This window comes from Pyxidicoccus fallax (assembly GCF_012933655.1).
GTDB classification, from domain to species: domain Bacteria; phylum Myxococcota; class Myxococcia; order Myxococcales; family Myxococcaceae; genus Myxococcus; species Myxococcus fallax.
On sequence record NZ_JABBJJ010000162.1, the window covers coordinates 1 to 21,166 of the forward strand.

Here is a 21,166-nt window from a genome sequence, read left to right on the forward strand (position 1 = left end):
CTCCCGCCCCCCTGAGCCGCCGCCTCGCTGGAGGAATCATTCCTCCACGACGCCCCTTCTCGCTGGAGGAATCATTCCTCCACGACGCTCCTTCTTCCGGAGGGGCTGACATGGCAGGGAGGAGGGAGGCACGCCCGATGAGGACCTGGCGGGTCATCCGGCTGCGTGCACCTGGTTCCAGCCATGGGCGGCCCAGGGGCCTGACACGAGCGCGCGGGCTCGGGAGCCACGCAGTTCCGCGGGACGGCGCTCTGACCGCGACGGATGCCGTGAAGGGCACCTGGCTCCACGCTCACGACGAGGGAGGAAATGGCCGAGGCAATAACGATTCGCGCCCCGAAACCTCGCCGAGCCGCGCCCAGGCAGACTGGGGCGAGACGTTCGGCGCGTCAGGGCCTTCGGACTTCGCGCATCAGGCCGTCCTTGTGGCCTTAACGGACTTCCCTGAAGCAGGTTGGTGGAGGCCGCAACCCAAGCGGAGCCGAGGACTGGTGCAATGACACCATCAGCAACGTCGGCGGCATCAGGGCCAACGGTGTCCCCGTGGCGGCCATGTGGCACGACGGTGATAATCGGCGTGGTCGCATTTCTGGATCGCCGGTAGCGCCCTTGGAGGGAGAGCGGCGAGAAATGGCCCGGGAACGCATCGACATGTGGCTGGAGAAGAGCTCGGAAGTGTGGACGGCGCAGCTGCGACCGTCGGGCTGGGGACGGTACGGCAACGCTGTCTTCTTGGGGGGCTGGCTCTGTGGCTGGGCCGTGGGAGAAGTGGTCGCCCTCGGGGTCCTGGTCCGCTCACTTTGGGCCCGGGTGTTGCCCGGACTGCAGGTGGGGCTCCCCGACATCGAGCCCGCGAGCTCCCCTCTGAGCGTGTGGGGGCTGCTCTTCATGGGCGTGTGGCTGACGGGCTGGACCGTGGGTGGGATCTTCGCCCTGAGGAGGCTCCGCGCGCTGCTGGTGAGCGAGGCGCGCCTTTCCTTCAACCGCGCGGGTGTGACGCGGGAGTGGCGGCTGGGGCCGTGGTGGTCGCGATTCCACCTGGAGCGCGGTGCGCTGGTGGACGTGGACCTGGGGGGCCCGCGGGGTGCGCTCTTCGCCACCCTGACCACTGGAAAGACGGTGGACCTGCTCCGGGGCGGCACGGCGGAGCAGCGCCGGGAGCTGCTGGACGCCCTGCGGGAGCGACTCTCACTGGCGTGGGACGAGTCCTCACAGGTTCGCCACACGCCGCCAGGTTGGGACGGTGAGCCGCTTCCGGCTGGCGGCTGGGTCCTCAGGAGTCCGCACGAGGCCCGCCAGCGCCAGGGACGGGTGTGGAGTGTCGCCGCGCTGGGCCTCGCCGCGTGCGCGGTGCTGCTGACGTGGCGGCTTCTCCTCAATGGAGGTCTCCGGGCGGGCGTGCTGTTCGCGGCGGTCATCGCCGTGCTGGCGGCCCTGGCGGCGGTGATGGCACGGCGCGGCTTCCAGGGGCCGGAGTCGTGGGAGGTCCGGCGCGGCGCGCTCGTCCATGCCCGCCACGGCCTCTTCCGCACCCGGCGCACGGAGTACGCGTCACCGGAGCTGAACGTCGAACGAACCCTCGATGAGGACGGAGACATCCGCTTCGACCTGTGGGTCCGCGCGAAGAGGATGCACTGGCAACTGGCGTCCAGCTTCAACACGCCCCGCGGGCTGCTGCACCTGGGGAACTGGCTCGCCCACCGGCTGGGCTCGCCGCTCATCCTGTCGCCTCCGGACCTTGGCAACACCGAGCCCGTGCCGCGCCGCGATGGATGAAGGTGCCCGGCCACGCCGGTGACGACGCGGCCGGACACTCCCCTTCCCTCCCGTCACGGAGAGCTCAGCTCCGCGGCGCTTCGTCCGCGGGCACCTCTCCGAAACGCCCCGCCTCGAAGTCATGGATGGCCTGCAGGATTTCCCGCTCGGAATTCATGACGAAGGGGCCTACGTGGACGATGGGCTCGCGGATGGGCTCGCCCGCGAGGACGATGAGGTGCGCGTCCTCCTCGGCGCGCAGGGCGAGGTGCTCACCCTCGTTGGCGTAGACGGCGAGCGACCCCGCCGCAAGCGAGTCCCCGTCGGTCGAGACACGGCCGCCGGCGACGAGCACGAGCGCGTTGTGATGCGAGGGCACGGGGACTTCGAGCGCCGTGCCCGCGCTGAGCCTCACATCGAGCAGCGTGATGGGCGTGAAGGTCCGCGCGGGCCCGCGGGCGTCTCGGAACGCCCCGGCGATGACGCGAACCCTGCTGGTGTTGTCCTCACCTCCAATCGGGACCACGGGAATCTGCTCCGCGGTGATGGGCTGGTAGCCGGGCGCGTCCATCTTCTTCGCGCGCGTAAGGTTGACCCAGAGCTGCAGCATGTGGAACGCGCCCCCTCGGCGGGAGAAGCCCTGCTCGTGGTACTCCTCGTGGAGGATGCCGGACGCCGCCGTCATCCACTGCACGTCGCCCGGTCCGATGACGCCCGCATGGCCCGCGGTGTCGCGGTGCGCGACGGAGCCCTCGAAGGCCAGGGTGACCGTCTCGAAGCCGCGATGCGGATGCCAGCCCACGCCGCGCTGACCTTTGGCCAGGGCCGGGTACTCGTAGCGGGGGTGGTAGTCGAGCAGCAGGAAGGGGCTGACGCGCTCCTGCGGAAGGTTCCTGCTCGGCACGAGGGTGTTCACCCGGAAGCCGTCACCGACCCAGTGCAGCGGACCTCCGCCGTGGACGCTCTCGAGAGGACGGGCGCGGGGAAGCGAACGGGTGGAGACGGAGGAAGGGATGGCATGAGTCGTGGTCGTCATGCCAAGAACAGTAAGAGCTGGTGCCGCGAGGTAAATCCTCCGAGGCCATGATGCTTGGCATCACCTCGTGTGATGGGACGCGGCGCCCAGCGCCGCCTGGCAGAGGCTCGTGAGGCGATTGGAGGCCCACGTCGCGACGGGCCCCAGCGGCGAGCCCTTGCGGCGAACGAGGGCGAGCGAGCGCTGAGGGAGTGCCCCGCCTTCCCAGGCCGCGAGCCGCAGCTCGACGAGCCGCCCCGCCGCGAGGTCCCCGCGCACGAGGTGCTCGGGCTCATGACCCCAGCCGAGCCCGCCCACGATGAGCGCATGCTTCGTCATCAGGTCGGCGACGCGCCAGGTCCGCGTCGAGAAGACGCCCTTGTCCGATGAGCCTGGCTGGCCGGCCGGCGTGCGCTCGGTGAGGACGACCTGCACGGCGGAGGCGAGCTGCTCGTCGGTGATGACGCCCTTCACCGAGGCCAGGGGGTGTGACGGCGCGGCCACCGGGATCATCCGCAGGTGGGCGATGGGGCGCTGCTCCAGCCCCGCGAGGTCCACGTCGGTGCCCGCGATGCCGAGCGTGGCCCTCCGCTCCCGCACGCTCGCCGTCACGGCGGCGAGGAACTCGATTTCGAGCGCCAGCTCCACGCCGGGGTGTGTCGCGGCGAGTTCCTTGATGAAGTCCAGCAGCGCGCTCGTGGGGAACATGGCGTCGACGACGAGCGAGAGCTTCGTCTCCTCGCCGCTCTTGATGCGGCCAATCACCGTCTGGAAGACGGCGAGGTCATCATGGAGCCGCCCCGCCGCGGCGACGACGGCCTCGCCCTTCGCGGTCAGCCGGGGAACGCGGCCACTGCGGTCGAAGAGGCGCAGGCCGAGCTGCTTTTCGAGCCGCTTCATGGCCTGGCTGACCGCCGGTTGGCCCTGGCCGAGCCGCCGGGCCGCCGCCGTGAAGCTGCCCTCCTCCGCCACCGCGCGGAGCGTGCGGAGCTGATCGATGGTGACGCTTTCGAGCACGCGGGAAGTGCATCACATCGGCGGAGCGGGCGCACGCTCGACGCTCGCATCCGCCTCGGGGCTTCAGCGTCGGGAGGCGAACACGCCCTGCTCCATCGGGCTGGATTGCCGCGGCGGCGGACCGCCGCCACTGTCCTCCCGTTTCGGGGGAGGTTCGCCGTGGTGAAGCCAGTCCGTTCGAGCCGCATCTCCGTCCCGGCCTCGCTCGTGCTCGGGGTGCTGGCCGTTGGCGGATGCGACGACGATGAGGACGACGCGGAGGCCAACGAGGCACGGGCCGCCACCGAGGCCATCCGGCGAATCTCCCAGGACGCTCCCACGGCGCTGCCGGGCAGCGCGCCGGATGCGCTGTTGCAGGTGACCGTCGGGGGCACGCCGTACGACCTGCGCGACCTGCTCGGCCGTGATTCGGAGTCACGGCCCATCGCGCGCATCGTCGCCGCCTACCAGACGGTCCCCACGCCTTCCGAGCCACCGCCCCTGGGGAACGGTGCCACGGAGGTTTCACCGGACTACAGCCGGTCCGCCCCCGCGGCCCAGGTGTACGAGTGTCGGCAGGACGCGGGAGGCTTCGCCTGGGTCCTGCTCCAGCCCGAAGCCGGTCTTCACCCCATCACCACCCAGCCCATCCCGGGGCTCGACAAGCTGGTGCTCGACCATCTCCGCTACCCGGGTGGCATTGATTATGGACCGCCCACCGGAGCCCCGGCCGCCGGCCCGGCATGGCGGGTGTCCGCGCCCGCGCTCGCTCCCGACTCGCCCACCTCTGGCCAGAGCCTCTTCATCGGCGCGGCGGAGGCCTCGGCGCCCAACGGGGATGCCAATGTCCCGCTGCTGCGGATCGCCAACGTCGCGCGTGTCGACCAGGCGTTCCCGTCGGACGTCTTCTCCACCACCACCTCCGACGGCACCCGGGTCGGCTACGTGTTGCGCCTCAACACCGCGGGAGGCATCGCGCCGGGGACCGGGTGCGGTGGCGCCGCCGACGTGGGCAAGCGCGAGCGGGTGCAGTACACGGCGGACTATTACTTCGTCGAGGTCCTGACGGCGCCCTGACGGAGCCGAGCGTGGCTTGGACGTCCTGATGGTCGTCACTCACGGACTGGGCCAGCGGCCGCGCCGCGTCGGCGAGCCACGAAGGCACCTCGGCGGGCACATGTGCTGCCGTCATGGGAGACGTTCATGCGCGGCCCTCCACCTGGGCGAAGCCCGCCTCGCCTCGGTGCGCCAGGACGTAGTCGAGCAGGCTGAGCGCCAGGGCGTGCTCGCCCATCACCACGCGGTCCACGCCCCGCTCCTCCAGATAGGCACGCTCCTCGTCGCCGTGCGTGCGCACGACGGACGAGAGGGACGGGTTCATGGCCTTGACCGTGAAGCATGGCGCGTTCTCCCTGAGGAGGCCCGAAGGCAGCTGGAAAGGGTTGGTGCGCCGAGGCGTTCAGCCCGGAGGCGGAACGCTCGAGCACCTTGGGTTCATGGTCTGGCTTGGAGCGGGCGGAGGTTGCGTGAGGCGGAACCGCCCGCTGTGTTCAGAGCTCCTACCGCGGGTCATTGATTCCCAGGGTCAGGCAGGCGCTGGGCCGTCCGGATGCTCGCGCATTCCGAGCGTCCGGACGACCTCGCCCAGGAGCCGATCCAACGCCTGGGCGTTGCGGCGCTGCCCCGCGAGCAGCCGCCACTGGTCGTACCTGTGAATCTCGTCCACGCTGCGTCCGCCGGTCCTCCCCGTGGCGCGAGCCGCCTGGAGCCAGCGGTCGAGCTGCTCGGAGTCCGCCTGGAGATGGAACAGCAGCCCCCAGGAGTTGCCGAGCCGGAACGCCTCGTTCGCGCACGCCCGCGACGAGGCCAGGCGGACCGCGCGGGGCGGAAGCTCGAAGACGTCCTCGTGCCAGTGCACCACGTCCAGTCGGTCCAGCGGGCCCCGGAAGAGCGGGTCCATCCGGCCCTCCGCCGTGGGCACCACGGGAGCGATGCCCAGCAGCGGGCCCGCCGGGTTGTGGGGAATCCTACCGCCGGCCGCCAGCGACAGGAGCTGGGCGCCCATGCAGATGCCGAGGCTGGGCCGCGCTTCCGCCAGCCGCTGCTCCAGCAGCTGCCTCACCCGGGTCAGGAAGGCGCTTCGCTCGGTCTCCGGAGTCGTCAGGGAACCGCCGAGGACGACCAGCAGGTCGGCGTGGGCATCATCCGCCTCGACGATGTGGGTGCGCCGCTCCACCGCGAAGCCGGCCTTCCGGAGGGCCGGCTCCAGCAGCCCCAGTCCCAAGGTCGGCTCATCCTGGATGACCACCGCCCTGAACTCCGTGCGCCGTCCTCGCAGCTGAATCAGCACCCCGCCCTCCCAGCGGGTCTCCCCGCGCTCCAGTGGAGCGCCCCTCCTACGCTCCAGCGCATCGAAGAGGCATTTCAATATCTGGATGCAAGGAGCCGAAGAGCCGTTCCGTTTTCTGTCATGGTTCGAGGCGAGGCTCGCGGCCACCCTGTGCGTATGTCATTCGCGGATTCGCCTCCCTGGCATACCCCTCCCCCGCCGACGCGCGTGTTGATGCTCTCCGACAACACCCGGCTGCGTGACACCCTCACCCGCGGCCTCAACCGGCACAGGTTCGAGGTCCTCGCCACGAGCCACACCGATCTCGGGGAGTTCCTTCGGACGCCCGCGTCGCGGCGGACGCAGGTCCAGGTCCTCCTGCTGGACGTGTCCGAGGGCGCCGCGTCCGGGGCGGCGCGCATGCTCAGCGACCTCCGCGCGAACGGAGTGGACGTCCCCGTGGTGGCCATCGCCGCGCCGAGGGATTCCGGAGAGCTGGGGGCGAGCCCCTCCGCCCGGAACACCACGGTGCTCATCAAGCCCATTGACCTCGCGGAGCTGGCGGCGGAGCTGGCGCGGTGGACCGGATGAGCCGCTCCACCGCCGGGTGACCCCGCTGCGCGCGAGGGGTGTGCAGCAGGACATTCACCTGCACCGAGTCCAGGGGCCCCACCCAGCGCAGGCCGTGCACGTCCTGCAACGTGGCGCGCAGCTCGACGGGAGCCGCCAGGAGCCCCGCGCCACAGCGGGCCAGCTCCACCATCAGCGCGCCGTCCTCACACTCGGCCACGACCTTCGGCGAGACTTCCCGGGCGCGGAAGAACTCCGACAGCCGATCCCTCAGCGCCGAGCCGGGCGTGGGCAGCAGCATGGGGGCACCATGCAGGGAGCGCGGAAACTCGAAGGACTCCAGCAGCGCGGGCGACCCGAAGAGGGCGAAGTCCACCTTGCGCAGAAGCTCCCACTCCGGCGTACCGATGCTGGGCGGGCGCGGGTCGTCGTCCGCCAGGACGAGGTCGAGCTCCCGTGCGGCGAGCATCGACAGGAGGATGCCCGTGGGCGCCTCCCGACATTCCAGGAGCTGGAGGGACGACTGGGCGTACAGGGGGCCCAGCAGGTGGGAGGCCAGCAGCTTCGACGTCATCGGGCCGAGTCCGACGCGCAGCCGGGGCTGCGTCGGGGTCGGGCTCAGCGACTCGCACAGCTCCTGCCCCAGCCGGAAGATCTGCTCGGCGTAGTCGAAGGCCTTCCGTCCGGCCTCGGTGAGGACGAGCACCCGGCCCCGCCGCTCGAAGAGCGCCGTTCCGAGCTGCGTCTCGAGGGCTTTTATCTGGGTGCTGATGGCGGGCTGCGACAGGTACAGCTCGCGGCTCGCCGCGGCGATGCTTCCCGTCCGCGCGACGGTCCAGAAGTAGAGGAGGTGGTGGTAGTTCAGCCAACGCATGGATGAGTCCGTGGAGCGCGGCGAGGCCAGCGCAGCGAGGGCCCCTCCAGCGGACTCGGGGTCCGCGAGGGGGGCCGTTGGGACGCCTGTGGGCTGAGTCGGAGGTGGGATGAATCCGGGACCGCTCAGCCTTCCACGAGCGCCGGAGAACCCCACGGCGCCCGTTCACCGCCGGACACCGTCGTCGCGAGGCGACGGGCGTCCGGCCGGTCATGCATCGAAGGCGTACGACTCCCGCGGAAACATGGCGCCATCCTAGCCGAACGCCCGCCGCTTGCCCACCCCGACGGCCTGGCGCCTCCGGAACGGTTCGTCCCGGCCCCCGCGCGGCTCGTCCCGGCCTCCGCGCGGCTCGTCCCAGTTTCCCGGGATTCCCTTTTAAATCCCTGTCTCTCCGGCTACAGGTCGCACCGCAATCGCAAATGCAATTGCATTACCGGAGCATTGACATGATTCAGTTTCATCACCGTGGCCAGCGGCTGTTCTGGCTGCTGGCACTGGGATTGGCAACAGGCTGCACGGAGAGTGCGCCTTCCCCTGACGAGACGAGCGCGGTGCTCGCGCCCCTCGCGACCGAGGTCAGCATCTTCGGCGCGACCGCCAGCCCCTCCATCCTCGAGGACCCGGACACGGTCTCCGTCGAGCTGGGCGTGAAGTTCCGCTCCAGCGTCCCGGGCATCGTCTCGGGCATCCGCTTCTACAAGGGAAGCTCGGCCAACAGCGGGACGCACGTGGGCAGCCTGTGGAGCCACTCCGGACAGCGGCTCGCGTCCGCGACGTTCACCAACGAGACGGCCACCGGGTGGCAGACGGTGCGCTTCGCCACGCCGGTGAGCATCTCCGCCAACACCACCTACGTCGCCTCATACCTCGCGCCGCGCGGCCGTTACTCGGCCACGAGCAACGCCTTCGCCAACCAGGGCACGACGAATGGGCCGCTGACGGCGCTGGCCTCGGGCGTGGACGGAGCCAATGGCGTCTACCTCTACGGCAGCGGCGGCTTCCCCACGCAGAGCTACCAGAGCACGAACTACTTCGTGGACGTGCTGTTCACCTCCACCGTCGACACGACGACTCCCTCGGCTCCGGGGGCCCTCTCCGCGGCGGCGTCCACGGCGGGCGCCATCCAGCTCACCTGGGCCGCGGCCACCGACAACATCGGCGTGACGGCCTACGTCCTCTTCCGCGACGGCGTTGAGTTCACCTCCGTCTCCGGCGGAGTGCTCACCTACAAGGACATCGGGCTGTCGCCCTCCACGCTCTACACGTACACGGTGAGGGCCCGCGACGCGGCCGGCAACCTGGGCCCCGCGTCCAACGCGGCCAGCGCCACCACGTCCTCGGAGACGCCTCCCCCCGGGCTGAGCCTGCCGCGCGTCGCGTGGGAGGGCGGGCCGTCCTACTACGCGCGCTTCCCGGCCATGGCCGGCACGCCGTGGACGAGCGAGGACTTCTTCCCCATCGGCTATTGGGGCGCGTACACGGACGAGGAGTGGCGCTTCAGCACCGACGTGGCGCACGGCATCAACACCTTCCTCGAGACGTACGCCGGCAACGAGAACTCGGCGGGGTGGATGCGCCAGTACGGCATCTGGAATCTCGCCGGCACCGGCCTGGGCGGTGAGTCGGTCGGCACGACCTTCCACGACGAGGCGGACATGTGGGGCGGCCCGGGCTGGAATCCGTGGACCGGCTACGTCAACGAGCCGGGTCATGACACGTGTGTGCCGGACCAGCCGCGCCGCTGCGGCTACAGCGTCTACAACGCCCAGTACGCGCAGCTGAACAACCCGAACGCCCTCATCTACGCGAACGTCGGCAAGGGCGCGCTGATGTGGCAGTCGGATGAGGAGCGGGCCACGTTCCTCTCCGGCGCGGACGGACCGGATCCGCGGGCGAAGTGGCGGCTCGGCGTGGCCACCGGGGACATCTACTTCTACACGGACGGGAACATCGGCGCCGAGGCGGTCAACTGGTTCGACATTCCCGCCGGCGAGGTGCGCCGCGCGGCGAACTACGGCGAAGTCCTGATGGCGGGCCTGCGCGCCGGCGCGTCCTACGGAAACAACGGCAACCCGCGCATGCCCCTGGGCGTCGTCGTGGAGCTGGGCGGTCAGGCCACCGGGAGCGTCATCAACGCCAACCAGATTGAAGGCGCGGTGTGGTCCACGCTCATCCACGAGGCGCGCCTCGTCGCGTACTTCTCGCACGTCTTCTCCGAGTCCACCGCGAACCCGTTCACCCCGGACGTGCTCAACGACACGCGCGCCGTGTACCAGGCCACGCGCGACCGGGTGAAGAAGATCAACGCCGAGGTGAAGTCGCTCGCGAGGGTGCTCAACACGCAGTCCTACGTGTGGCAGTTCAACCCGAACCTGAGCACCATGCTCAAGTACCGCGACAACGCCGCCTACGTCTTCGCCATGCAGAAGCGGCAGTTCACCAGCGGCACGTACACCTTCACCCTCCCGCCCGAGCTGCCCGCGAGCGGCACCATCGAGGTGATTGGCGAGAACCGCACCATCCCCTACTCCGGCGGCCGGTTCACCGACTCCTTCGCCGCGGAGTACACGCACCACAAGTATCGCATCCAGGACTGAAGGCCCGGCCATGCGCCCGCCCCGGCTCCCCGTGAGCCGGGGCGGTTGGATGCGCGAGCGGTTTGCTCCTAGATAGGGCCCGCACTCGTCGCCCATTCAAGGAACGTGGCATGCGCAAGCTGAGCGTCTTCAACAATGTCTCGCTGGACGGCTACTTCGTGGACGCAAGCGGGGACATGAGCTGGGCCCACAAGCAGGACGCCGAGTGGAACGCCTTCACCTCCGAGAACGCGAGCGGCGGCGGTGCGCTCGTCCTGGGCCGGGTGACCTACGACATGATGGCGGGCTTCTGGCCAACCCCGGCGGCGCATGCGCTCATGCCTGACGTGGCCGAGGGGATGAACCGCATGCCCAAGGTCGTGTTCTCGCGGACGCTGGAGCGCGCGTCGTGGGAGAACACGCGGCTGGTGAAGGGCGACCTCGTGTCGGAGATGCGGAAGCTGAAGGCGGAGCCCGGCCCCGACATGGTCATCCTGGGAAGCGGCTCCATCGTGGCCCAGCTCACCGAGGCGCGACTGGTGGACGACTACCAGCTCGCCGTGCATCCCCTCGTGCTGGGCAGCGGCCGGACCCTGTTCCAGGGCGTCCAGCGCCGGCTGGAGCTGACCCTCAAGCAGACGCGAGCCTTCAGCAACGGCTGCGTCATGCTCTGGTACCAGCCGGCGTCATAGGACGAGGGGGAGGCCTCAGCCGCCGAGCGCCACGTTCTCCAACACGCCCAGCGCGTCGGGGACGAGCACGGCGGCGGAGTAGTAGGTGCTCACCAGGTACTGGGTGATGGCCTGGTCGGTGACGTCCATGCGCTTCACCGTGAGGCTTGGCTCCACCTCCTCGGGAATGCCGGCGTTGTGCAGGCCGACGACGCCCTGGTCGTCCGCCCCGGTGCGCATCGCGATGATGGCGGTGGTGTTCTCCCGGCTGATGGGGAGCTTGTCGCACGGGAGGATGGGCACCCCGCGCCACGCCTGCATCTTGTGCCCCTGCACGTCCACCACCGTCGGGTAGAGGCCGCGCTTGTTGCACTCCCGGCCAAACGCCGCGATGGCGCGCGGATGGGCCAGGAAGTAGCGCGTCTTGCGGCGGCGCGACACCAGCTCGTCCAGGTCGTCCGGCGTCGGTGGGCCGGAGCGGGTGTGGATGCGCTGCTTGAGGTCCGCGTTGTGCAGCAGGCCGAACTCCGGGTTGTTGATGAGCTCGTGCTCCTTGCGCTCCTTCAGTGCTTCGATGGTCAGCCGCAGCTGCTCCTGCGTCTGGTTCATCGGGTCGTTGAAGACGTCGGAGACGCGGGTGTGCACGCGCAGGATGGTCTGCGCCACGCTCAGCTCGTACTCGCGAGGCTTCAGCTCGTAGTCCACGAAGCCGCCGGGGATGACCGGCTCGCCGTGGTGGCCCGCCGTCAGCGGGATGGCCGCCTGGCCGGTCTTGTCCTGGGGCTTCTTCAGCCGCTCCCGGTAGCGCTCCACGTGCGCCTTCAGCGCCGCGGACTGGAGGATGCGGGACTCGAACGCCGTCTGCGGCAGCGCCATCACCGTGCAGGACGTGACGGCCTTGACGGTGAAGGGCCACACGTCGTTCGACTCCACCACCGCCTGGTCCCCGAAGTGGTCGCCGTCCGCCAGCGTGTCCAGCACGACGGGGTCGCCGTACTTGCCCCCGGTCAGCTTCTGCGCCTTGCCGTGCGCCAGGAGGTAGATGTGATCCGCGGGCTGGCCCGCCTCCACGATGGTGGCCCCTGGCGGGTACTGCCGCTGGGTGAAGAGGCTGGCCAGGGTGCGGATGAGCAGGTCATCCACGTCCTCGAAGCCCCGCATCAGCGGCAGCTTGAGCAGCTCCTGGGGGATGACCTCCACCTTGACGCCGATGTTGCTGAAGTTCAGGCGGTCGTCGCCCACGGTGTACGTCAACCGGCGGTTGACGCGGTACGTGCCGCCCGACACCTGCACCCAGGGCAGCACGCGCAGGAGCCACCGGGGGGTGATTCCCTGCATCATCGGCTGCGTCTTGGTGGTCGTCGTGAGCTGGCGGGCCCCGGCCGTGCTCAGGCTGGAGCCCTCGTGCGCGACCCTGTCCTTGTCTGGATTCGTCATGGAAGTACCTTTCGATTCCGTGAGGACGTGGGACTACGAGCGGCCCAGCTCCACGCTCTCCAGGATGCCCAGCGCGTCCGGCGTGAGGACCGCCGCGGAGAAGTACGTGGTGACCAGGTAGCTCATGATGGCCTTCTCGTTGATGCCCATGAACCGGACGTTGAGGCTGGGCTCGATTTCATCCGGGATGCCCGCCTGGTGCAGGCCGACCACGCCCTGGTTCTTCTCCCCCACGCGCATCAGCAGGATGGAGGTGGTGCGCGTCTCGCTGATGGGCAGCTTGTTGCAGGTGAAGATGGGGATGCCGCGCCACGCGGGCACCATGTTCCCACTCACGTCGACGCTGGTGGGGTAGAGGCCGCGCTTGTTGCACTCCTGGCCGAAGGCGGCGAGGGCGCGCGGGTGGGCCAGGAAGAAGGACGGCTCCTTCCACACCGTGGCCAACAGCTCGTCCATGTCGTCCGGCGTCGGCGCGCCGGAGCGGGTGTGGATGCGCTGCTTGAGGTCCGCGTTGTGCAGCAGGCCGAACTCGCGGTTGTTGACGAGCTCGTGCTCCTTGCGCTCCTTCATCGCCTCGATGGTGAGCCGCAGCTGCTGCTGGGTCTGGTTCATCGGGTCGTTGAAGAGGTCCGCGACGCGCGTGTGGATCTGCAGGACGGTCTGCACGACGGACAGCTCGAACTCGCGGGGGTGCGTCTCGTAGTCCACGTAGGTGCCGGGCAGCACGGGCTCGCCGTGGTGGCCCGCGGCCAGCTCGATGGCCTTCTGGCCGGCGGTGTCCTGCTTCTTCCTGGAGAGGGCCTTGAAGTCCTCGATGTGCTTCTGGAGCGACGGCACCTGCGCCACCACCTCCTCGAAGGCGGACTGCTGGAGGATGAGCGCGATGACGGGCGTCACGGCCCTGGCGGTGAACTGCCAGTAGTCCTGCGTCTCCAGCAGCGCCTGGTAGCTGTAGTGGTCGCCATCCGCCAGCGTCTCCAGCACCAGCGGCTCACCGTACTTGCCGGTGCCGATGCGGTTCACCTTGCCGTGGGCGATGAGGACGATGGAGTCCGCCTCCTTGCCGGCCTCGGTGATGACCTCACCGGCCTTGTACTCCTTCTGCACGAAGCGGTTGGCCAGCGCGGTGAGCACCTCCACGTCCTCGTAGCCGCGCAGCAGGGGCAGCTCGCCCAGCTCCTGCGGGATGACCTGCACCCTGGCGCCGGTGCTGATGAAGGTGACGCGGCCGTCGCCCACCGCGTAGGTCATGCGGCGGTTGACGCGGTACGTGCCGCCGGACACCTGCACCCACGGCAGCAGCTTGAGCAGCCACCGCGAGGAGATGCCCTGCATCTGCGGCTCGGACTTGGTCGTCGTCGCCAGCTGGCGGGCCGCCTGGGTTCCGAGGCTCAGGTTGTTGTCGTCGAGCTTCTTCAGGTCATTGGACATGGGTCACCCTTCAGGTTGAGAAGTCAGAAAATTCGCGCACTGCCGTCGGAGCTCAGGACTTGCCGCCGCGGAACAGCTCGGCGACGCGCATCGCGGACATGCCCAGGCCGGAGAGGTTTCCCGTCTTGAGCTTGGGCGTCGCCGCGTCGATGAGCTCGAACTCCTTGTAGCGGTCCACCGCCGCGTGCCACCGGGGGATGCCCGCCATCCACTGCTGGAGCTGCTCCACGTACTTGTTCAGCTTCGCCTGCGCGTTCGAATCCAGGTCGAAGGTGCGGACGACCACCGGCAGCTCCTTGGCCACCAGGAGCTCGAACTGCTTCATGCGCGCGGTCATCAGGTCGTTGACCACCAGCACCGCCGCGTCCTTGTCCAGGTCCAGGAACTTCTGGGCCACGAGCACGCAGTTGTTGAGCTCGCCCTCGAATTCGATCTCCTTCTGGTAGGAGAAGATGTCGTTGACGAAGCAGGCGTAGTCCGCCGCGCAGTTCTCCAGCCCGCGCAGCGTGCGGGTGTTGAAGACGTCCTCCGGCACGGCATCCCCCTTGGAGAGCCGCGACAGGCTCATGGTGAGGTCGGAGCCGAACGTCTTGCGGCGCATCTCCACGTAGTCCACGGGGTCCGGCACGCGGTTGAGGATCTGGTTGTTCAGCTCCCAGACCCAGCTCTCCGTCATGTCCTGGATGGCCTTGCGGAACAGCTTGCGGCCGCGCGGAGTGAGCGGGCCGGCGGTGCGCTTCCACAGGTCCGCCAGCCCCAGCTCCACCGGGTTGGTGGGCACCGCCGGGTTGGGCGTCCGCACGTCGTCCGGCATGAACTGCGTGAGGCGGGCGTTGAACACCTTCGCGCCCGGCATGTCGCGCGTGTGGCCGTAGAGCGCGGGGAAGTAGTCGTCCGCGTAGGTGCCCCACACCAGCCAGCACGCCGTGAGGTCCAGCTGTTCCGGGGTCGCATCCGGGTGGATGAGGGCGCCACAGAGGGCCACGTCCGCCACGTCGAACTTGTGGTCGTCCCAGATGTAGAGCCCCACGCCGGGCAGCGAGTCCAGCATGCCCATGCGGCGCGCCCAGTCCTTGGAGTTCCTGCGCGCGCTCTCCAGGTGGGGGCTCAGGTACGTGCTGTACGGCATGTAGAACTCCGGCAGCTTCACCGGACCCACGCGCTGGCGGGGAACGTGGCTGAAGGACTTCGCGCGGGGGCCCAGGCCCAGCCCGCCAGCCGTCAGCGGCAGGCGCAGGGCGGAGGTGCCCAGGCCCGAAGGCAGCGGCAGTGAGAACTCCGCGCGGCTCTCCGTCTGCTTGTTCATGTAGCGGTTGGAGCGCATGTGCCACTCGTGGCCGCCGGACTGCCAGTCCTGGAGGCCGCGCAGGTACGTGAGCACCTGGCCCTGCTCCACCGGGTTGAGGCCGTACTCCGCGAAGAGCCAGGGCAGCTCCGTGGCGGCCGTGGTCTCGAACTGCTGGAGCCGGGACGTCAGCAGGTCGTTGACCAGGTCGGCCGCGCGCTGGGTGTCGCAGTCGAGGAACGTCTCCACCACCAGCACGCCGTTGGAGAGCTCACCCTCCTCCAGGATTTCGCGCTCGTAGGAGAACAGGTCGTTGCGCAGGTGGACCGCGTCGGAGAACGTGTCCTTGAAGACGCGCATGGGCCGGCTCTTCACGACGCGGGCGGGAATCTCCGCGGCGACGGCGTGCTCCACCAGGTCCGACGACCAGGGCGCGCCACCGACCTTGCGGCGCATCTCGATGTACTCGATGGGGTTGGAGATGCGCGCTTCGCTGATGTTGACGATCTCCCACATCGACTCGTCGAGAAGGTGCTTCGTGTTCTCGAAGAAGCGCCGGCGCCAGTCCATGGACATGGTGGGCACGGTGCGCTTCCACAGGTCCCACAGCCCGCGCTCCACCGGGTTGGTGGGCTCCGGCGGCGTCTGGGACATGTCCAGCGGCATGAACAGCGGCAGCCGGTCCAGGTACGCCTGGCCGCCCGCGATGTCGCGCGGATGCTTGTAGACCTCCAGGAAGTGGTCGTCGAAGTAGAAGACCCAGACGTACCAGTCCGTGATGAGGTCCAGCTCCGGCCCCGGCGCCACCGGGTGCGTGTAGGCGCAGAGCAGCGCGAAGTCCATGCCGTCGAAGCGGCGCTCGGACCAGATTTCGCGGTCCGTCCCGTCACGCGGCGGGCCCAGGATGCCCATCTCGTACGACCACGCCTTGGTGTGGGCGCGGGCCGCTTCGAGGTTCGGGTTCAGGCGCGCCGGCCAGGGAACGTAGAACTCCGGGAGCTGGAAGGGTTGCTTCTGCCGCGCCTTGGACATCTGTACCCCTTATTGGAACCACGCGGCTTATATTGTCGCCTGGTCATCACCTGGAACGCCGAATGGAGTTACTAGTAAATCCGGCTGATCCAGCCAATAAGGGGTATCCGAGAGGTCAGAGCAGCTTGTCCAACGTGATGGGCAGGCCGCGCACCCGCCGGCCCGTCGCGTGAAACACGGCGTTGGCGACGGCCGCGGCGACTCCGACGATGCCAATCTCCCCCAGTCCCTTGGCACCGAGCGGGTTGACGACCGTGTCGTCCTCGTCCACGAAAATCACGTCGATGTCACGCACGTCCGCGTTCACCGGCACGTGGTACTCGGCGTAGTTGTGGTTCATGAAGCGGCCCAGCGTGTGGTCGAGCGCCGTCTCCTCGTGCAGCGCCATGCTGATGCCCCACACGACGCCGCCCATCACCTGGCTCCGCGCCGTCTTCGGATTGAGGACGCGCCCGCCCGCGACGGCACTGACGACGCGGGTGACGCGCACCGTGCCCAGCGCCTCGTCCACCTTCACCTCGGCGAACACCGCGGAGTGCACGCACCGCGTGTACGCCTGCTGCTTCGGGCTCGGCACGGCCGAGGTCTGCTCCTCCAGGTGGGTGACGCCGCCGAGCCGCATCGCCTCGACAATCGACACGGCCCGCGATGGGTCCGAGGCGTTCCGGAGCTGGCCCTCCGCGAAGACCACTTCCTCCGCGCCCACCCCGGCGAGCGGCGAGCCCTTCGTCTTCCGGGCGAAGGTGACGAGCTGCTCGCGCAGCTTCTCGCAGGCCTCCTTCACCGCCGAGCCCACCGACGCCACCGTCCACGAGCCGCCCTCCAGCGGCGCCATGGGCAACGAGGAGTCTCCGAGCTTGAACGTCACGGACTCGATGGGCAGGCCCAGCGTGTCCGCGGCAATCTGCGTCATCACCGTGTAGGTGCCCGTGCCGATGTCGGCGGTGGCGCTGCTCACGACGAGCCGGCCGTCGAGCCCGAGGACGGCCTTCGCGCTCGCCGGCTGCTGCATCGCGTCCCAGATGCCGGTGGCCATGCCCCAGCCGACGAGCTCGTGGCCCTCGCGCATGGAGCGCGGCTCCGGATTGCGCCGAGCCCAGCCGAACCGCTCCGCCCCCTGCTGGTAGCAGGCGCGCAGCTCCTTGCTGGAATAGGGCTTGTCCTTGTTCTGGTCTCGCTCGGAGTAGTTCTTCAGGCGCAGCGCGATGGGGTCCATGCGCAGCGCGTGCGCCAGCTCGTCCATCGCGGACTCCAGCGCGTAGACGCCGATGGCCGCGCCGGGCGCGCGCATGTCGATGGGCGTGTAGCAGTCCAGCGCCGCCACCTTGTAGTCCGCCCGGACGTTGTCGCAGCGGTAGAGCATGCTGCCCCAGTTCACGAGGACCTCGATGTAGTCCTCGAAGCTCGACGTCTCCGAGACCGCCTCGTGGATGAGGGCCTCCAGCGTGCCGTCGGCCGAGGCCCCCAGCGCCACGCGCTGCAGCGTCGCGGGGCGGTGGCCGAAGGTGAACATCTGCTCGCGCGTCAGCGTCACCCGCACAGAGCGCTTCAGCTCCCGCGCCGCGAGGACGGCGAGGAACAGCTGGTACTGCGGGCGCAGCCCCGAGCCGAAGGCCCCGCCGACGAAGGGCGAGCGGACCCGCACCTGCTCCTTCGGCAGGTCGAACACGTTGCAGACGTAGGTCTGGCTGTTCAGCACGCCCTGCGTCTTGTCGTAGATGGTGAGGGTGCCGTCGTCCTCGTGGATGACCGTGGACGCGTGCGGCTCCATCGGGTTGTGGTGCTCGACGGGCGTCTCGTACTCCGCGTCGACCTTCACCGCGGCCTTGTCGAGCGCCTTGTCCGCGTGCCCCCATGGCTTCGGCGGCGGCTCGAAGCCGTCCTTGCCCTGGCGAGGGGCGTACGCCTTCTTCCGCTGGGCGCGCAGGTCCGTCTCGTGGGAGTCCGGCTTGTACTCGATGCGCACGAGCGAGGCCGCGTGGCGGGCGAGCTCGAACGTCTCCGCCACCACCAGTGCGACGGGCTGCCCGCTGTAGACGACCTTGTCGTTGTGCAGCGGCCGGAACGGCGAGCCCGAGGGAGCATCGTCGTCGCGGTACTTGCGGTCGAACCAGGGCAGGCTCGGGCGATTCTCGTGGGTGAAGACCCGCAGCACGCCCGGCAGCCGCAGGGCCTCGCTCGCGTCTATCGACTTGATGCGCCCGCGGGCGATGGTGCTCGACACCACCTGCCCGTAGAGGAGGCCGGGCACGTTGAACTCGCCGGCGTACCGGGCCTCGCCGGTCACCTTGGCGCGGCCATCCACGCGGTTGACGGGCCGGCCGAGCTGCGTCGAAGGCGTCGTCATGGCTGTCCCTCCCGTCCCGCGGCCTCTTCCAGGGCCCGCACCACGCTGCGCTTCGCCAGCTCGATCTTGAAGGTGTTGTGCCCGAAGCCCTTCGCGCCGCGGACCAGCGCGTCGGCCACGGCCTGGAAGTGCTCCCGCGTGGCGGGCTTGCCCGTCAGCAGCGCCTCCGCCTCCGGGTTCCTCCAGGGCTTGTGCGCGACGCCGCCGAGGGCAACGCGAGCCGACCGGACGTGGCCGCCGTCCAGCGTGAGCGCCGCGGCCACCGACACCAGCGCGAAGGCATAGGACGCGCGGTCCCGGACCTTGAGGTAGGTGGAGTGCGCGGCGAAGCCCTCCGGCGGCAGCTCCACGGCGGTGATGAGCTCGTCGGGCTTCAGGTTCGTGTCCAGCTGCGGCGTGTCCCCGGGCAGCCGGTGGAAGTCGGCGAAGGGAATGGCGCGCTCGCCGTCCTTCCCCGTCACCCGGACCACGGCTTCCAGCGCCGCCAGCGCCACGCACATGTCCGAGGGGTGCGTGGCGATGCACTGCTCGCTCGTCCCGAGGATGGCGTGGATGCGGTTGAAGCCCGTCTTCGCGCCACAGCCGGAGCCCGGCTCCCGTTTGTTGCAGGGCGTGCCCACGTCGTAGAAGTAGTAGCAGCGCGTACGCTGCAGCAGGTTGCCGCCCGTCGTCGCCATGTTGCGAAGCTGCGGCGAGGCACCGGCGAGGATGGCCTTCGACAGCAGCGGGTAGCGCCGCTTCACCTCCGCGTTCCAGGCCACCTCGGAGTTGGTGACGAGCGCGCCGATGCGCAGCCCGCCGTCCGGCGTGTCCTCGATTCCCTTCAAGGGCAGCCGGGTGATGTCCACCACGTGGCTCGGGTGGGTGACGTGCTCCTTCATCAAGTCGAGGAGGTTGGTGCCGCCGCCGATGAACCGGGCCGTGGGGTGGGCCGAGACGACGTCCACGGCCTCCCGGGCGTCGCGGGCTCGCACGTAGGAGAAGCGGTTCATGTCCCCTCCCCCTTCGCGGACGTCCGCCGCGCCTGCTGGATGGCGGCCAGGATGTGGGGATAGGCGCCGCAGCGGCAGAGGTTGCCGCTCATCTGCTCGCGGATGTCGTCATCCGTGCGGGCGTGGCCCTCGGCCAGCATCCCCACGGCGGAGCAGATCTGCCCGGGGGTGCAGTAGCCACACTGGAAGGCATCCTGCTCGATGAAGGCCTCCTGCACCGGGTGCAGGGCGTCACCGCGCGCGAGGCCTTCCACCGTCGTCACCTCGCAGCCGTCCTTCATGATGGCCAGGGTGAGACAGGAGTTGATGCGCTGACCGTCGACCAGGACGGTGCAGGCGCCGCACTGCCCGTGGTCGCACCCCTTCTTGGTGCCGGTCAGGTCGAGCGTCTCGCGCAGCAGGTCGAGCAGCGTGGTCCATGGCGCCACGTCCAGCTGCTTCTCCGCGCCGTTGACGCGGAGGGAGAGCCGCTGCTTCGTGGGCTCCTCCGGCGGGGCGACTCCCCCCACCGTACTCCCTTCCGAGCGCTTCATGCGTGCACCGTCCCGGGTCGTTCCACCATTGGCTCCGGTGGATAAGACGCGGGGCCGGTCTGGGGTACCCGGGAAGCAGCGCACCGTTCCCTTGCGGACCGAAACAGCAACCGAGTGACGGATAGGAGACCGTTCTATTTTCGCTTCGACTTCGCAGCAGCCTTCGCCTTCGGCGCGGACTTCTTCTTCGCGGCCGGCCCGCGCTTCGGCTTCGGGGCGGCCTCCAGCAGCTCCTCGCGGAACAGCAGCTCCCACTGCTTTCCGTCATGGAGGATGGCCTGCCCTCCACTGGCGATCAGCAGGTGCTTCCCATCCAGGCTGACATCGAGCCGCGGATGGCCGTACTCCATGTTGCTGATGGGATTCGTGTCCACCTGCCGCACCGGCGCGAGCCGGCCCTTGCCATCCAGCTTCCACAAGCCGTGCCCCGTGGAGCCGCAGTACAGGGTGTCCGCGAACCAGACGCTGTCGACGAAGCGGTCGAAACCTCCGAAGGCCCCCTGCTGCACCTGCTTCCAGGTGCCTTCCCGCCCCGCCCACACCGTGCCGTCCTGGCCGGTGATGTAGACCTTGCCGTCGCCGGCGCAGCAGACGGTGTCGAGCCTCAGGTCACTGGGGAACTTGACCTGACTCCAGCGCTTCCCACCGTAATGCCAGACATCTCCGGAGCCGCCCACCGCGTACATGTCATCGGGCGAGAAGGCACTGAGGTCCTTGAAGCCCATGTTCTGCGCGCTGCTCGCCCCCGGCTCGAGCTTCATCGGGAAGGGTACCCCTTCCGGGGTATTGGCCAGGGGCTTCCAGCGCCCGACGCCCTCGCGCAAGAACAGCTGGCGCTCGGTGGCGAGCGCATAGACCCGGTCGCCCACGCGCTTCAGGGCCTGGATGGACGAGCGCATGTCGCGCTGGATGAGGTGGTTGTTCGGCCAGGGACTGAGCAGCCGGTCCTCGTTCCGCTCGTCACCGTCCAACAGCGAGTAGACCTGCCCACGGACGTCGACGGCGAGAAAGCCGGGTGCGGGCGCCGTCACCACCGCCGTGGAGGGGTACGAGAGGCTGTCGAACTCCGCGAAGTAGAAGCGCCGCTCGAGGGGCTGCTCCAGGGCACACGAGACGAAGCGCGTCCGGGGAAGGGCCTCGTCGAGGCCGTCCTCATCATCGTCCGGCAACGAGGTCAGCGCGAAGTAGAGACGTTCCCGGTCTTCAATCGCGCAGTCCGTCACCTGGAAGCCGCCGAAGAAGTCATCCCAGGTCTTCCGGTCGAGAATCATCGAGCCTCCTGTCTCCGCCAACCGTCCGCACGCACGAATGAAGGAACGA

The 21,166-nt window shown here is 69.2% G+C and carries 17 protein-coding genes; 5 read left to right on the forward strand and 12 right to left on the reverse strand.

The window, feature by feature from the left end:
• The first annotated feature begins 630 nt into the window (after positions 1-630).
• Complete coding sequence (locus tag HG543_RS29390) at positions 631-1,776, forward strand: hypothetical protein (protein WP_169348210.1); 1,146 nt, start codon at positions 631-633, stop codon at positions 1,774-1,776.
• A 64-nt stretch (positions 1,777-1,840) separates the two neighbouring features.
• Here HG543_RS29390 and HG543_RS29395 read toward each other — a convergent pair whose 3' ends face one another.
• Positions 1,841-2,659 (reverse strand): pirin family protein, encoded by an 819-nt coding sequence (locus HG543_RS29395; protein ID WP_343073467.1) that lies wholly within the window; start codon positions 2,657-2,659, stop codon positions 1,841-1,843.
• Positions 2,660-2,851: 192 nt separating this feature from the next.
• Positions 2,852-3,787, reverse strand: coding sequence for a LysR substrate-binding domain-containing protein (locus tag HG543_RS29400; protein WP_169348212.1), 936 nt, complete (start codon positions 3,785-3,787; stop codon positions 2,852-2,854).
• 159 nt (positions 3,788-3,946) lie between these two features.
• Here HG543_RS29400 and HG543_RS29405 point away from each other — a divergent pair, with 159 nt between their 5' ends.
• Positions 3,947-4,843, forward strand: a complete 897-nt coding sequence (locus HG543_RS29405) for a DUF3455 domain-containing protein (protein WP_169348213.1) — start codon at positions 3,947-3,949, stop codon at positions 4,841-4,843.
• A gap of 124 nt (positions 4,844-4,967) precedes the next feature.
• Here the strand turns inward: HG543_RS29405 and HG543_RS29410 are convergent, their stop codons facing one another.
• Together HG543_RS29410 and HG543_RS29415 are read right to left on the reverse strand one after the other, a co-directional pair.
• Entirely contained in the window at positions 4,968-5,147 is a 180-nt protein-coding gene (locus HG543_RS29410) for a hypothetical protein (protein ID WP_246357382.1), read from the reverse strand.
• Positions 5,148-5,351: 204 nt separating this feature from the next.
• On the reverse strand, positions 5,352-6,116 hold the full coding sequence (locus tag HG543_RS29415) for a glutamine amidotransferase-related protein (RefSeq protein WP_169348214.1): 765 nt from the start codon (positions 6,114-6,116) through the stop codon (positions 5,352-5,354).
• Between the two features lie 213 nt (positions 6,117-6,329).
• Here HG543_RS29415 and HG543_RS29420 point away from each other — a divergent pair, with 213 nt between their 5' ends.
• A complete protein-coding gene (locus HG543_RS29420) occupies positions 6,330-6,686 on the forward strand; it encodes a DNA-binding transcriptional response regulator (RefSeq protein WP_169348215.1) in 357 nt (118 codons plus the stop codon).
• On the opposite strand, the gene HG543_RS29425 is transcribed toward HG543_RS29420, so the two are convergent.
• Complete coding sequence (locus tag HG543_RS29425) at positions 6,631-7,539, reverse strand: LysR family transcriptional regulator (protein WP_169348216.1); 909 nt, start codon at positions 7,537-7,539, stop codon at positions 6,631-6,633. The genes HG543_RS29420 and HG543_RS29425 overlap by 56 nt on opposite strands.
• 449 nt (positions 7,540-7,988) lie before the next feature.
• Between HG543_RS29425 and HG543_RS29430 the strand changes: the two genes are divergently transcribed.
• Both HG543_RS29430 and HG543_RS29435 read left to right on the forward strand, forming a co-directional pair.
• On the forward strand, positions 7,989-10,139 hold the full coding sequence (locus HG543_RS29430; RefSeq protein ID WP_246357383.1) for a DUF4082 domain-containing protein: 2,151 nt from the start codon (positions 7,989-7,991) through the stop codon (positions 10,137-10,139).
• A 110-nt stretch (positions 10,140-10,249) separates the two neighbouring features.
• Positions 10,250-10,810: a dihydrofolate reductase family protein gene (locus HG543_RS29435; protein WP_169348218.1), complete on the forward strand. Its 561-nt coding sequence runs from the start codon at positions 10,250-10,252 to the stop codon at positions 10,808-10,810.
• A gap of 15 nt (positions 10,811-10,825) precedes the next feature.
• On the opposite strand, the gene HG543_RS29440 is transcribed toward HG543_RS29435, so the two are convergent.
• From HG543_RS29440 to HG543_RS29470, 7 genes are all read right to left on the reverse strand, one after another.
• A complete protein-coding gene (locus HG543_RS29440) occupies positions 10,826-12,226 on the reverse strand; it encodes a family 2B encapsulin nanocompartment shell protein (protein ID WP_169348219.1) in 1,401 nt (466 codons plus the stop codon).
• 33 nt (positions 12,227-12,259) lie between these two features.
• Positions 12,260-13,657, reverse strand: a complete 1,398-nt coding sequence (locus tag HG543_RS29445) for a family 2B encapsulin nanocompartment shell protein (protein ID WP_169348220.1) — start codon at positions 13,655-13,657, stop codon at positions 12,260-12,262.
• A 52-nt stretch (positions 13,658-13,709) separates the two neighbouring features.
• A complete protein-coding gene (locus HG543_RS29450; protein ID WP_169348221.1) occupies positions 13,710-15,974 on the reverse strand; it encodes a family 2 encapsulin nanocompartment cargo protein terpene cyclase in 2,265 nt (754 codons plus the stop codon).
• A 115-nt stretch (positions 15,975-16,089) separates the two neighbouring features.
• Positions 16,090-18,321, reverse strand: coding sequence for a xanthine dehydrogenase family protein molybdopterin-binding subunit (locus HG543_RS29455; protein WP_169348222.1), 2,232 nt, complete (start codon positions 18,319-18,321; stop codon positions 16,090-16,092).
• Entirely contained in the window at positions 18,318-19,313 is a 996-nt protein-coding gene (locus HG543_RS29460; RefSeq protein WP_169348223.1) for an FAD binding domain-containing protein, read from the reverse strand. The genes HG543_RS29455 and HG543_RS29460 overlap by 4 nt, the downstream gene beginning before the upstream one ends.
• Entirely contained in the window at positions 19,310-19,846 is a 537-nt protein-coding gene (locus HG543_RS29465; protein WP_169348224.1) for a (2Fe-2S)-binding protein, read from the reverse strand. Before HG543_RS29465 ends, HG543_RS29460 begins: the two co-directional genes overlap by 4 nt.
• Positions 19,847-19,980: 134 nt before the next feature.
• Positions 19,981-21,117 (reverse strand): WD40/YVTN/BNR-like repeat-containing protein, encoded by a 1,137-nt coding sequence (locus HG543_RS29470; protein ID WP_169348225.1) that lies wholly within the window; start codon positions 21,115-21,117, stop codon positions 19,981-19,983.
• Positions 21,118-21,166: the final 49 nt, after the last annotated feature.